Origin of the sequence: Enterococcus sp. GC34 (assembly GCF_040886645.1) — a bacterium.
GTDB lineage: Bacteria > Bacillota > Bacilli > Lactobacillales > Enterococcaceae > Enterococcus > Enterococcus faecalis.
Genome location: NZ_JBFOEF010000003.1, coordinates 1 through 13,886 on the forward strand (window position 1 = coordinate 1; position 13,886 = coordinate 13,886).

At 37.1% G+C, this 13,886-nt stretch carries 13 protein-coding genes; 4 read left to right on the forward strand and 9 right to left on the reverse strand.

Features of this window, described 5'->3' with window-relative positions:
• A partial coding sequence (locus AB3I72_RS03720) for a collagen binding domain-containing protein (protein ID WP_368023589.1) occupies window positions 1-1,845 on the reverse strand: 1,845 nt, incomplete at its 3' end.
• Window positions 1,829-2,188 carry a hypothetical protein gene (locus tag AB3I72_RS03725; protein ID WP_061101115.1) on the reverse strand — a complete coding sequence of 120 codons (360 nt, stop codon included), beginning with the start codon at window positions 2,186-2,188 and terminating at the stop codon, window positions 1,829-1,831. The genes AB3I72_RS03725 and AB3I72_RS03720, both read right to left, overlap by 17 nt.
• Before the next feature lie 97 nt (window positions 2,189-2,285).
• On the opposite strand from AB3I72_RS03725, the gene AB3I72_RS03730 reads away from it, so the two are divergent.
• The gene (locus AB3I72_RS03730; RefSeq protein WP_368023590.1) at window positions 2,286-2,618 is read left to right on the forward strand and encodes a helix-turn-helix domain-containing protein; all 333 of its coding nucleotides are present in this window, start codon (window positions 2,286-2,288) and stop codon (window positions 2,616-2,618) included.
• Window positions 2,619-2,698: 80 nt separating this feature from the next.
• Here the strand turns inward: AB3I72_RS03730 and AB3I72_RS03735 are convergent, their stop codons facing one another.
• The 7 genes from AB3I72_RS03735 to AB3I72_RS03765 form a co-directional block, all read right to left on the reverse strand.
• Window positions 2,699-3,199, reverse strand: a complete 501-nt coding sequence (locus AB3I72_RS03735) for an HD domain-containing protein (RefSeq protein WP_002356666.1) — start codon at window positions 3,197-3,199, stop codon at window positions 2,699-2,701.
• 155 nt (window positions 3,200-3,354) lie between these two features.
• Entirely contained in the window at window positions 3,355-5,046 is a 1,692-nt protein-coding gene (gene argS / locus AB3I72_RS03740; protein ID WP_002367081.1) for an arginine--tRNA ligase, read from the reverse strand.
• 320 nt (window positions 5,047-5,366) lie between these two features.
• The gene (gene tsaD / locus AB3I72_RS03745; RefSeq protein ID WP_002370457.1) at window positions 5,367-6,413 is read right to left on the reverse strand and encodes a tRNA (adenosine(37)-N6)-threonylcarbamoyltransferase complex transferase subunit TsaD; all 1,047 of its coding nucleotides are present in this window, start codon (window positions 6,411-6,413) and stop codon (window positions 5,367-5,369) included.
• Window positions 6,410-6,874, reverse strand: coding sequence for a ribosomal protein S18-alanine N-acetyltransferase (gene rimI, locus AB3I72_RS03750; RefSeq protein WP_002359702.1), 465 nt, complete (start codon window positions 6,872-6,874; stop codon window positions 6,410-6,412). The genes tsaD and rimI (AB3I72_RS03750) overlap by 4 nt, the downstream gene beginning before the upstream one ends.
• A 7-nt stretch (window positions 6,875-6,881) precedes the next feature.
• Window positions 6,882-7,436 (reverse strand): ribosomal protein S18-alanine N-acetyltransferase, encoded by a 555-nt coding sequence (gene rimI, locus AB3I72_RS03755; RefSeq protein ID WP_195906484.1) that lies wholly within the window; start codon window positions 7,434-7,436, stop codon window positions 6,882-6,884.
• Window positions 7,408-8,127, reverse strand: coding sequence for a tRNA (adenosine(37)-N6)-threonylcarbamoyltransferase complex dimerization subunit type 1 TsaB (gene tsaB / locus AB3I72_RS03760; protein WP_002362637.1), 720 nt, complete (start codon window positions 8,125-8,127; stop codon window positions 7,408-7,410). Before tsaB ends, rimI (AB3I72_RS03755) begins: the two co-directional genes overlap by 29 nt.
• 115 nt (window positions 8,128-8,242) lie before the next feature.
• Window positions 8,243-10,285 (reverse strand): penicillin-binding transpeptidase domain-containing protein, encoded by a 2,043-nt coding sequence (locus AB3I72_RS03765; protein WP_368023591.1) that lies wholly within the window; start codon window positions 10,283-10,285, stop codon window positions 8,243-8,245.
• 207 nt (window positions 10,286-10,492) lie between these two features.
• On the opposite strand from AB3I72_RS03765, the gene AB3I72_RS03770 reads away from it, so the two are divergent.
• From AB3I72_RS03770 to AB3I72_RS03780, 3 genes are all read left to right on the forward strand, one after another.
• A complete protein-coding gene (locus AB3I72_RS03770) occupies window positions 10,493-11,725 on the forward strand; it encodes an SPFH domain-containing protein (protein WP_002356656.1) in 1,233 nt (410 codons plus the stop codon).
• Between the two features lie 103 nt (window positions 11,726-11,828).
• The gene (locus AB3I72_RS03775; RefSeq protein ID WP_368023592.1) at window positions 11,829-12,974 is read left to right on the forward strand and encodes a TFIIB-type zinc ribbon-containing protein; all 1,146 of its coding nucleotides are present in this window, start codon (window positions 11,829-11,831) and stop codon (window positions 12,972-12,974) included.
• On the forward strand, window positions 12,971-13,780 hold the full coding sequence (locus AB3I72_RS03780) for a TPM domain-containing protein (RefSeq protein WP_104659150.1): 810 nt from the start codon (window positions 12,971-12,973) through the stop codon (window positions 13,778-13,780). Before AB3I72_RS03775 ends, AB3I72_RS03780 begins: the two co-directional genes overlap by 4 nt.
• Window positions 13,781-13,886: the final 106 nt, after the last annotated feature.

Consider the following 13,886-nt stretch of genomic DNA (forward strand, 5'->3'; position numbering starts at 1 on the left):
TACTGTGACTACTTTATTGGCTTGTGCACTTGTTAAAGTGACTTTATGCACAGTTTTATCTAGTACATAGCCTGCGGGTGCTTTTGTTTCCGTAAGTTCATACGTACGATTGACGGATAAGTTGGGAATTGTGACCGTTCCATCGGTTCCAACTGTCACTGTTCCTGTTTTTCCTGTCACTGTATCCTTCCACTGGAATTCTGCGCCTGTTAAACGTTCTTTACTTTCTTTGTCTTGTTTAACAATTTTGATGGATCCGGTTTGTACTTGCTGCTTATTTTTCACCCGATACGTTAAGGTGAAATCGGCTTTCCCATCAAATGAAATAGGGTGTTTAGTAGCGTCTAATTCATAACCTGTAGGCGCTTTCGTTTCAACTAAATAATATTCCCCATCAGGCGATAAATTTGAAAATAGTAGCTCGCCATTTTCATTTGTTACACCTTTTTCTATTAAATTATCTTTTTGGTCGTACAACGAAAACTCAGCACCTGCTAAACGCTTCGCCTCATTATTTTCATCTACTTTTTCTACTTTTAATTGATTTTCTAAACGTGTATTTTCTTTTTTCAGACGAATCGTCTGAGTTTGGCCTGATTTAATTTCAAATGATACTGGCGTTGCATCTAATTTATAGCCGGGTGGTGCTTTAACCTCAATTAATTCATATTGATCAGGTTCTAAACCAGCTAAACGGATTTGTCCAGATTGATTGGTCCTTAAATTCTCTTGAATAACTTGTTGTGTTTTTTTATTCACAAGTTTGAAAATAGCGCCTTGCAGAACTTCAGCTGTCTCTGCGTCTATTTTTTCTAAAATAACACCACCTTGACCTGTTCCTCCACTATTTTCATCCGCAGTGATATAAGCGATGTCTTCATCTTCCCAAGCATCGAATCCCTCATTAGAAATACGCATATAGGTGTAATTTGATAGTAAAGCATCACTTGGAATATTTTCATTTGGAATTGTTTCTAAATAAATATAATAGGCGTTTTTATTAGAAAGATAACTGCCCGTAGCGGTTGGTATTCCTTCAAATTTCTCCGCTTCATAATTAAGTCCGCTTTTAGAAGCATGTTTTTGGAAAAATTGACTAGCATCGTAACTGTATTCATCATGCTCTAAATTCCGAATCATTTCACCATTTACTTCTAAAATAGGCTGCTTGGTGAGATACGCGGCAATACTGTCAACAGCTAATGTTTGGTTTGGACCTACATTATCTAAAAATTTAAAGGTTGTTTTTTCTGAACCTGAAAGTCCTGCTTGGTTATAATTAAAATAGATGACCCAAGCCACTCTTCCTTCTGGCGTAAAACCTAAAGGAACTTTCCGAACGAGCTCAGTTTCTGGAACTTTCTCAACATATTGCCCAATGTTAATCATTGCAACTTTTTGTGAATCTCCAAAAGTAAAAGTCACTTTATCTTCAAAATTTTCTGACAAATTTTGGTTATATCGTAATTTTAATTCTAAATCAGCTGAATAGTCTACAATATTTTGCAACGCTTTAATCGTCCAAGTTCCATCATCATTTGGAGTCACTCGAAGCCCATCACTGATTTCAAAAGGTGTCATTGAATAGGAATATTTTTCGCTATCCATTCTTAATGTAATCGTCTCTCCAATTGCTAATTCGGAAATTGATAACGCCAAGGAAACAGTTGCCCAATCTTTTGTCGCAACAATTTCCGTCTTATTTTCTGGATACTCCACAGATACAGACCGAATTTGCGGACCACTTTCATTATCTATCGCATAAGAAATAATACTTGTATTAGATCCTAAAATAATAAAAATAATTAAACAAAGCGAAAATAACTTATTAATAATTTTTTTCATTCATCACAATCCTTTCAATATCAATATGTGTCTTTTTAGACACCAATTCACTAAAAAAAATAGTCATAATTTCTTCATTCTTCAAATCCAACAACTGTGAAATCAATTTAATATCCGCTGCTTTGAAAACAACTTCTCCTTTTAATTTTTTGTAAATCGTTGAAGCGGATATTGGTTGTCCGTATGCAGTCATTTCATTTGCCAACCATTCAACATTTTTTCCTTTCATTCTCAATTTTGAGTGTATTAAATTTGATTTCATTTTACTCTCCCCCTTTTCTACTATTCGTGTCCAATAAGACACAGAAATTATATCATTTTGTGAAAAAAACGTCAATATCATTAAAATCAAATAACTTTTTTGTTATATTCGTTATATCTACTTTCAAAAAAACATGTTTCTTTTGCGACACTTTTTGTGCTAGAATGTTTTTACGGAGGTGATTTTTTTGAAAGAGAATTTTTTAAAGCAAAAACGGATGGAGAAAAATCTTACATTAGAACAAGTTGGAAATTTTGTTGGTGTTGGAAAAAGTACCGTCAGGAAATGGGAAACTGGAATGATTGGAAATATGGGGAGGGATAAAATTGTCGCCTTATCTAAAGTTTTAGATGTATCACCTCTTGAAATCTTAGGTATTCCTGAAACGGAAGAAACGCCATTTGTTGTCCCAACCAATATTATGAATGTTTACAAACAATTGACAACTGAAAATCAAGAAGCAGTCTATCGATATGCTCAAAAGAAATTAACAGAACAAAATTACTTTTAATATTTATTTTAAATAGATGAATGTTAGACTTTTTAGTCAACGTTAAACAAAAAAAGCTTATCCTTCCGGATAAGCTTTTTTTAGATTGACTGTTGGCCAAAATACTGACGCCATTTGGTTTTCATGGCTGTCGTCATCGGCAACGCTGCTTCTTTCACAGCACAATATTTGTCAACAAAGGTTACAATGTAACTTTCTTTGTATTTTGGTGGTGCAATAGTTGCGCCCCACATATGTTTAATAATAATGTCTCGTTCTAAATCAGACAACTCTGTAATTTTTTCAGCATTTTTGGCTGCAATTCGTGGATGAACATAGGCATGAGAGCCTTCGTCAAACTTTGTTGTACGCCAATCATAGTAAAACAAATCATGTAATAAACCAGCACGAGCTGTTGCACGAGCATTGCCGTTCCAACGCTTTGCTAATTTATAGCTATGATAGGAAACACTAATTGAATGTTCTAAACGAGTTGAATGCATATGTTGTGTGTATTCTGCTAATTTTTGGACTTCTTCGGTTGCTAATAAATCTTCTACATAAGAAAGATATTCTTCGTCTTCACGCCATTTTTCTGTCATATAATTGGGTGCCACCTTTTCTAATCCTTTTATAACTTGACTCGAGTATAGCACCCCAGCTATTTAATTACTATGAATTTCTCAATCTGTAACTTAACTTTAATATTTGCTTAATAAGTTTAGCGTTCAACGTAGTAAAATTTTCACAAAAACTTCTACATTTCTTCTGGTGCATGTAACCCTAGTAAACGTAAATCTTCTTTTAAAACAGTAGCAACTGCATAAACTAACGCTAAGCGTGCCTCTTTTTGAGCATCTTCATCCAAAATCCGAACATGGGCATAATATTTATTGAACGCTTGTGCTAAATGAATGCTATGTTTCGCAATAACAGATGGTTCATATTTTTCAGCAGCTTGCATCACAGTTTCAGGGAATTTTTGTAACAACTTCACGACTTCCCAGCTATCCTTGTCATTTAGTGCATAACGTTGTGTAGCGTCTGGTGTAAAGTTTGCTTTACGTAAAATACTCATCGCACGAGCATGTGTATATTGAACATATGGCCCAGTTTCGCCTTCAAAACGAACAACTTCATCTAATACAAAATCGAAATTATTTAGACGATCATTTTTAAGGTCATGGAAAATAACTGCACCTACACCTACTTGTTTCGCCACTTCTTCACGATTTGCTAAGTCTGGATTTTTCTCGTTAATTTGATTTCCTGCTAAAGTAACGGCTTCATTCAATACTTCTTCTAATAAAACGATTTTCCCCTTACGTGTGGATAATTTTTTACCGCCTTGAGTAATTAAACCAAACGGAATGTGTTCCATATCATCTGACCAGTCAAACCCTAGTTCTTTCAAGACTGCTTTTAGTTGTTTGAAGTGATTGCTTTGTTCGTTACCGACTACATAAAGTGATTTGGCAAAATCATACGTCCGTTTACGGTAAAGCGCAGCCGCTAAATCCCGTGTGATATATAAGGTCGCACCATCTGATTTACGAATAAGTGCTGGATTTAAATTATATTCTGTCAAATCAACAATTTCTGCACCTTGATTTTCTGTTAATAAATGTTTTTCTTCTAATAAAGTAACAATTTCATCCATTTTATCATTATAAAAGGCTTCGCCATTATAAGAATCAAATTCAACTTCTAACATGGAATAGATTTTATCAAATTCTTTTAGAGACTCGCTACGGAACCATTTCCATAATTCATTGGCTTCTTGGTCTCCTTCTTCTAATTTTTTAAACCAAGCACGTGCTTCGTCTTCTAATTCTGGTTTTTCTTCTGCTTCTTCATGAAATTGCACATATAAGCGCAATAATTCATTAATTGGTTGTTGGCGGACTGCTTCTTCAGAACCCCATTTTTTATAAGCTACAATTAACTTACCAAACTGTGTACCCCAGTCACCTAAGTGGTTAATCCGAATTGGCTGATACCCAATTTTTTCTAAAATAAAGGCAATTGAATTCCCGATTACAGTGGAACGTAAGTGCCCCATAGAAATTGGTTTAGCAATGTTTGGTGAAGACATATCAATAGGAACATTGCCATTATTGCCAAAGGTACTGTTTCCGTAGTTATTTTTTTCTTTGACTACTGCGCCAATGACAGCTTGACTGACTGCTTCTTTATTCATGAAAAAGTTTAAATAAGGTCCTACCACTTCAATTTTTTCAAAATTTGTGCCATCAATTTTTTCTGCTAATTCTGCTGCAATTTGTTGTGGTGCTTTACGATAGATTTTAGCTAATGAAAAGGCTGGAAAAGCCACATCTCCATGATCGACAGATTTAGGATTTTCCAATAATTGTTCGATTTGATCCATCGTTAATTCTTCATTTAAAACATCATGTAACGCTTTTGCTACGATTTCTTTGTTGTTCATAAGAACCCTCCTGATTAATTTGTAAGTATTAAAAAAAACAAAAACGTCTCTGACAAAACAAAATGATTTGTTTTGTCAGAGACGAGAATTTACCCGCGGTACCACTCTAATTGTCTATACTACTTGGATAGACCTGCTTCATCGATAACGGTGATTGCCGTCTGCTTTCAGCAGAATTCTAAAAGTGCGCTTCCTCATTCCGATCACTCTTGGCTCCCACCTTCCCAAGATCGCTAAGCTGACGTTGAAATAAGTACTCTCTTTATCATCGAATGTCATTGTTAAACTGGCTTCATTATAGCAAATTTTTGTCTAGCTGGCTAGCCTTCTTCACTAATTGTCATAAAACTAACGCCAGGTTCTGCATTTAAGTTATACGAAGCAAAATGATTCTTTTCAGCTTCGATAAAAGCGGCAGCGCCAATCATCGCCGCGTTATCCCCACAAAGTTTTAATGGCGGAATAAGTAATGTTACTGCTGGTAATTGTTCACTGATTGCATGTCTCATTGCTTCTCGTAATCCTTGATTCGCAGCAACGCCCCCAGCGATTAGCAATTGCTTAACAGGATATTCTTGACAAGCACGAATGGTTTTAGTCACTAATACTTCTACCACACTCGCCTGAAAACTTGCGGCTAAATCCTTTGTAGACAGTGCTTCACCACGTTGTTCTGCATTATGAACCGTGTTAATAAACGCACTTTTCAAACCACTAAAGCTAAAGTCATAGTTATCCTCTTTTAGCATCGCCCGTGGAAATTGATAGGTATCTGTGCCTTCATGGGCCAAAGCATCAATCTCTTTGCCACTAGGATAAGGCAACCCTAACACCCGTCCGACTTTATCATACGCTTCACCAGCTGCATCATCACGTGTTTCACCAACAATTTCGAAAGAGCCATCTTCTTTCATGTAGACCAATTCCGTATGTCCCCCACTAACAAGTAAGGCCATCAATGGAAATTCGAGCGGTGCCACAAAACGGGCAGCATAAATGTGCCCAGCCATATGATTGACTGGAATAAGTGGTAATTGGTGCGCCCAAGCAAATGCTTTTGCTGCAGAAAGTCCTATTAATAAAGCACCGACTAACCCAGGCCCATAGGTCACAGCAACGCCACTGAGTTCTTCTGGTGTGACTTTTGCTTCTGTTAATGCTTCTTCAATACAGATCGTCACTTGTTCAACATGATGACGACTCGCAACTTCCGGAACGACTCCACCAAAACGTTGATGGCTCTTAATTTGCGAAGCTACGATATTGGAAAGAATTTTGTCGCCATCTTCAATGACAGCCACACTTGTTTCATCACAGCTACTTTCCACAGCTAATAATAATTTACGTTCTTTTGTAAAAATTGTCATTGGGCTTCCTTCCTTAATTTCGCACACATTACAAAGGCATTTTCTTGCGGTTCTTTATAATAATTTTTTCGAACAGCTACTTTCCGAAATCCTGTTTTCTCATAAAGTTTTTGAGCTAATGTATTCGATTCTCTGACCTCTAAGAAAATTTGTGTAATGTCACGACTTTTAACATATTCTTTAAAAGCTTTCATTAATTGACAACCAATTCCTTGGTGTTGTTTCTGACCATTCACAACAACGTGACTAATTTCTGCTTCATCTAAAATAAAATGATAGGCAATATAGCCTAACCACTGGCCATTTTCAACTAAAAAAAGATATTCGCTATTTTCCTGAGCAAAATCTTCCGCGAATTGTGTTTCTGTCCAAGGGGAGCCAGTTGTATAAGAAGAATTACTAAAACGCCATAATTCTTCACCAATATTTGCTACAGATATTTCTTTTTTTGTTACTAACATTTTTTCTTCACTCTTCTTTTAAATCAATTATCATTTCTAGTGCGTCTTCATTATTTTCGTCATAATAGCCTTTTTTCACCGTTTGTGAGGCAAAGCCAATTTTTCGATATAAACGTTGGGCTTTAACATTACTCATTCGTACTTCTAGCGATAAGGTTTCACAACAATTTTTCTTGGCAAAAATTCGCGTTTCTTCTATTAAAGAACGACCTAAACCTAAGCCTTGGTATGCTGTGTGAACAGCGACATTCGTAATGTGTGCATCCGTTCCTTGAATCCGACAGCCAATAAAGCCAACTGTTTTCCCGTTAATTGCCGCTAACAAATAGAGATGCGGCGCTTTTGAGCCAAGTTCTGCCATGAAAGCAGACATCGTCCAAGGAAGTTCCCCAGCATAAACTTCACGTTCAATTGCTAGTAAATCCTTAATATCTTGGTAGGTGATTTCACGCAATTGAAATTCTTGCTGGTTCATTGCAATGGTTTTAGTTATATACCGTTGCCGTCTTTTTGTAAAGTATTTTGTCACAAAATTAAAGTTTTTCCACATAGCTTTCTCCATTAGGCGTGTGTGTCTTCAACCAATTTTCTTCCGCTTCTACTTTTTTCAAATACGCAGGTAAGAACCCATGAACATTTTCAACAGGTTCAGCCACACTGCCTAACGCAGCCAAAACTGCGGCATTAGGAATTTGCCATTGTGGGACATCACAAATTTCCCCATGAGGAATGATTTGAGCTATTTCTTCAGTGAATTTTTCAACATCTTCACCAACAAAAAAAAGATTTGGTTCATTTTTTAGTTGTTCTAATAACTCCCGCAGTGAAATATGTTGGTCCGGTAACTCATTTTGCCACACGCCATCGACAAACCGATAAGCACCAGCATAGACGTTTTTACGACGCGCATCAAAAAGAGGCACAACTAAACCGGTTTGCCCAACACAATTGGCAGCTAACGTTTGTAGACTGGAAATGCCTACTAGCTCTTTCTTCAAAGTATAGGCCAATGTTTTGGCAGTCGTCACGCCTAAACGTAAGCCAGTGTATGATCCAGGTCCTTCTGCTACGACAAAACGATCAATTGCCGTTGGCGCCAAGTTCAATTGACTCATCAAATAGTCAATTGCCGGCATTAATGTTAAGCTATGATTTCTTTTAACCGTTGCTGTATAACTTCCCAGAATTTTTTGATTTTCACACACAGCAATACTCAATGTTTGGTTAGATGTATCTATTGCTAAAATTCGCACACGAATCCCTTTCCTTCTACAATTTAGTCGCTTCATTGTAGCACACTTTCCTTTTTCTAAAAAGGGAAAACGAGGTTTCTTTTTACAGAAACCTCGTTTCGTTCATTTTCTCTTTCTATTTAATGGTTGCTTCTAAGTAATCAATTAATGGTTTACTGATATCTGTTGCAGAACCATTTTCTCCTGAATTTTCAACCATAATCATTGTTAAGAATTTATTGTTACTACGATCTAACGTTAGAAGGAAGCTGTTTTCTTTGCCATCTGTATCTTGTTTATCTTTTATTTCAGCTGTTCCTGTTTTGGCAGCCAACGAGAAGTTCGGATTGTACATATTATAAACATAACCTGAAGGATCTTCCACACTACCTAAAAGATCTGTGGCTATTGTATTCGCTGCGTTGGCGCTGATTACATTGTCTTTTTTCTTCGTTTCTTTGTCTAAAACTAGTTTTGGATAGACTAGTGTTCCATTATTTTGGAAAACACTATACATGGTAGCTTGCTGGATTGGCGAAATTAACAATTGGCCTTGACCATAGCCTGTATCTGCTAAAAGAATTTCAGAATTAAATTTATCTTCATTTGAAATTTGAGCAGGCGTCATGGCAATTGGTAAATCTAGTTCCTCACCGAAAATGAATTTATTAAGACCTGCTCTAAATTTGTCTTCCCCCATCCGTAATGTTTGTTGGGCAAAATAAATATTATCTGAATTAACTAAAGCGGTACGCAGATTGACTGGACTTGCTTCTTTTACACGTGTTGCAAAATAGCCGCCCCAAGATTTATCTTTTTGCCATTTCAAGCCATTAATTTCTAGCTCTTCATCTGGCTTCAATGTCCCTGCATCTAAACCAATGGCACCGGTAATTGTTTTAAAGGTAGAGCCTGGTGCATAGCCTGTCGCAAAACGTGCTGTGAATGGTAAATCTTTGTTGTTATTGTAAGCATCATATTCTTTTTGAGAAATACCATTGGCCATTTTATTAGGATCATACGAAGGTGAACTAACCGTTGCTAATAAATCGCCTTTTTGAGGATCGGTAATGACCGCACTACCAGGACGTTTGTCAAATATAGCAAAAGCTTGTTGTTGTACCCCGCTGTCAATCGTTAATTTAATCGTTTGACCATCTTTTTTCTCTTTGGTTTGTAAAGCTTTTTTGACATTCTCTTTGTCATCTAAAATAACTAGTGAGCCACCATCTTGCCCTCTTAATTCTTTATCAAACGCTCGTTCTAAGCCAGTTTTACCAATTACGCCCGTACTACTTAACTCTGGATTTTTTTTAATATCTTCTGCAGTAATGGTGCCCGTATACCCGATTAATTGCGCAGCTGCTTCCCCCAACGGATAATAACGTGACTCTGTGTCTTTTGTCGCAGCCCCTGTTGGTAATTCTGTCACTGGTTCAGAAGCAACTGTGATTGGTACAAAGGAGTCTGCTTGGACCCATCCTTGGCTTAACTTTTGATTGATTTCATCAACAGAAACGCCGAATTTATCACTAAAAACTTTGATATTGGCTGTTTTTTCTGCGCCAGAACCGAGTTTGCCAGGCACTACGCCCACTTCGTCAAACACTTTGTTAATTGCTAGCCCACTACCATTACGATCGACAATTTCTCCACGTTTGGCATTATCTACTTGAATCGAAATTTTATCATTTCCTGACATATCTGGAAAAATTAAAGACGGCTTCCAAGCGATTTGGTAGGTATCGCCTTTTTTGGCGATACTTGATTGATAAGACAAATCTTTCATTTCGCCTAAAGGGGTACTCATCGATAATTTATAGGTAAATGTGTATTGATTGTCTTTCGCCTTTTTGACTTGAACATCACTAGCTTTGACTCCTTCAGCTTGAATCCCTGAATAAATTGCTTGGTATTTTTCAACAACAGATTTAGTATCATAGCCATTTTTCTTTAAGCTAGCTTCTTGAACAACGGACGGTAACTTATCAAATTCCTGTTTTGACAATACGTTTAAAAATGTAGTAGCTGTTTTCTTCGCTTCGGCTAATTCTTGTTTGGCTTGCCATTGACTATAAGCATAATACCCGCCACCGGCAGCAGCGATTAGAACCAAGGCAGAAACACCAAGAATAAGTGGTTTTTTTGAAGATTTTTTATTACGATTGCTTCGTTCCATTCAATAATCCCCTAACTATATAATATGTCTTTTCTTCTATTATACGTAACTTTTTTTAAAATGCTTGTGTTTCACCTATACTTTTTTTAATTTCTTAATAAAGTTTGATCAATTTTTTCCATTTCATCAGGCTTTCGTTGGATTTCTCTGCATTCATTGTGTGGTATACTAGCTGTAACAATTAGTTTTTTATTAGGAGGAATGAACATGGGACTTATTAAAGCAGCAACAAGTTCAGTTGGCGGTGGCTTGGCCGATCAATGGCTAGAGGTTATTGAACCTGATAATATGGGAGACACAACCGTCATGACAAAAGGTGTTTTTGTGCGTAAAGATGATAAACGTGGTTCTAATCGTAAAGGAACGGACGATGTTTTAACAGATGGTTCTGTTGTACATGTCTATCCCAACATGATGATGCTTCTTGTCGATGGGGGCAAAATCATCGATTACACTGCTGAAGAAGGCTATTATACAGTCAAAAATGATTCTGCGCCTTCAATGTTTAACGGTTCTTTAAAAGATGCGATTGCAGAGACCTTCAGTCGTTTCAAATTTGGTGGCGTAACTCCACAAAAACAACAAGTTTTTTATATTAACTTGCAAGAAATTAAAGGCATTAAATTTGGAACACCTGCGCCATTAAACTATTTTGATAATTTTTATAATGCCGAACTTTTCTTACGTGCACACGGAAATTACTCAATTAAAATTACAGATCCTTTACTATTTTATACTAATGCGATTCCTAAAAATCAAACGCAAGTAGATATTAATGATATTAATGAACAATATTTGGCAGAGTTCATTACAGCATTGCAAGCAGCAATCAATCAAATGTCTGCTGATGGACAACGTATTTCTTATGTTCCCTCAAAAAGTGTTGAATTAAGTAAATATATGCAAACTGCGCTTGACGAGGATTGGCGCACCAATCGCGGCATGGAAATTGTTTCTGTAGCAGTTGCGAGCATTTCTTATACAGATGATTCAACAAAATTAATCAACATGCGAAATGAAGGAGCTATGCTCAGCGATCCAGGTGTTCGCGAAGGCTATGTTCAAGGTTCCTTGGCTCGTGGTATGGAGGCTGCTGGTAAAAATGAAGGTGGCGCTATGAGCGGCTTTATGGGCGTTGGTATGGGCATGAATGCGAATGGTAACTACTTTGCGCAAGCGTCTCAAACAAACCAACAACAAATGCAAGAAAAACAAAACCAGCAAAACGCACAAGGGGCTACAGACACTTGGACTTGCCCACAATGTGGGACTGAAAACACTGGGAAGTTTTGCTCAAACTGTGGTACACCAAAACCAACAAACGAGAAACCAAAATTAGAAATGAAATGTAGTGAATGTAGTGAAATTGTTGACTTAAGTAATGGTATTCCTAAGTTCTGTCCACATTGTGGTAAACCATTCCAAGGGGTTCCTTTATAAGCAAGTAGTGAACAATTAAAGAAAAGGGTCAGGCACAAGTCTACCCTTTTTCTTTGAATCAGATTCCTGTTATTTACTCACTCTATTAGAAAGGACGGTTGCAATGGAAACAACATTTACCCATAAATGCCCCAACTGTGGCGGCCCGCTCTTATTTAATCCTAAAGATCAAAAATTTCATTGTGAATATTGTTTAAATATTTACACGGAAGAAGAAGTGACTCGTTATGAGCAACAGCAACATGAGGCGCATTTAGAGAATCCCTCAACAACGACTGCCGAGGAAAATTTGACTTTCACAGCGGAAGAAGAATCCTCCGCCACGCAACAAACAGAGACCACTGAGAATGAAACAACTGCCGATGCAGGCACAATGGAAATTTTTAATTGTCCAAGCTGTGGCGCTCAAATTGTCACCGATGCAACAACAGCAGCCACATACTGTTATTATTGCCATAATCCAGTTGTCTTGGCTGGTCGATTAAGTGGCGAATTTTTACCAGAAAACGTCTTACCCTTTATAATTGAAAAAGACGAAGCGATTGAAAAATTTCTCGCTTGGACCAAGAAAAAATGGTTCATTCCCCGAGATTTTTTCAGCAAAAATCAAATCGATAAATTAACTGGGGTTTACTTCCCCTATTGGGTCGTTGATGCAGAAGTCGACGGACAACTGCAAGCTACTGGCACAAGTATTCGCATTTGGCGCGTAGGTGATATTGAATACACCGAAACAAAACGTTTCAATGTGGGACGTTCAGGAAAATTATCGTTTAAAGAATTAGTTAAAAATGCCTTGTCAAAAAACATCCAACAAAAAATGGTGGAAGGCGTTCAACCATTTTTAATTGATCAAGCAGTGCCTTTCAAAAGCCAATACCTAGCAGGTTTCCAAGCAGAAAAACGCGATATTGAATATGAAGCAATCAAAAAACACGTCCAACAAGAATTACAAGATTATTCGGAATCATTGTTACGGGACTCTGCTTCTGGTTATACTACGTTGACAAATGTTCGCACGGATATTTCTCTAAACCAAGAAAATAATCACTATATGCTTTTGCCAATTTGGTTAGTCACCTATCGCAGTCAGGAACAATCAAAAAAAGTTTATTATTATGCCATGAATGGACAAACAGGTAAAGTAAGCGGTGTGCTTCCAATTAGTTACACTCGTTTAGGACTAGCAACGTTAGGCATTTTCGCTGGACTCTTAGCACTCTTTTTATTAGGAGGTTATTTCCTATGAAAAAACGACTTTTACCTATTTTTTTCCTAATACTTCTTACCTTTGGCCTTGCCCTACCCGTTTCGGCGGCTGAAAATTCAATTGATGATGGTGCACAATTACTGACACCTGATCAAATCAACCAACTAAAACAAGAGATACAACCTTTAGAAGAAAAGACCAAAGCCTCTGTCTTTATTGTGACCACAAATAATAATACTTATGGTGATGAACAAGAATATGCAGATCATTATCTCTTAAATAAAGTTGGCAAAGATCAAAATGCGATTCTTTTTCTCATTGATATGGACTTACGGAAAGTCTACATCTCTACTTCTGGAAACATGATTGATTATATGACGGATGCACGAATTGATGATACCTTAGATAAAGTAATGGATGGGATGAGTCAAGGAAATTATTTTGCGGCTGCTCAAACCTTTGTTCAGGAAACTCAAGCATTTGTTGACAAAGGGGTTCCTGGGGGTCACTATCGTGTGGACAGCGAAACAGGGAAAATCACCCGTTATAAAGCCATTACCCCGTTGGAAATGGTAATTGCTTTTGCTGCTGCGCTGATACTCAGCTTGGTCTTCTTAGGCATCAATATTTCTAAATACCAATTAAAATTTTCAAGTTATCAATATCCTTTTAGGGAAAAAACAACGTTAAACTTAACCTCCCGCACAGATCAGTTAACCAATTCTTTTATCACTACGCGTCGTATTCCTAAAAACAATGGCGGCAGTGGCGGAATGGGCGGTGGTGGTAGCACCACCCACTCAACTGGCGGCGGCACATTCGGTGGCGGCGGTCGAAGTTTTTAGATTTTTTATCTTTTTTAATTATTTCATAAAAATAATGGTGTTATTTTTATCAAATAATGATAAAATAAGTATACTGTGGTGTGTTATTTTTACACATGGCGGTATA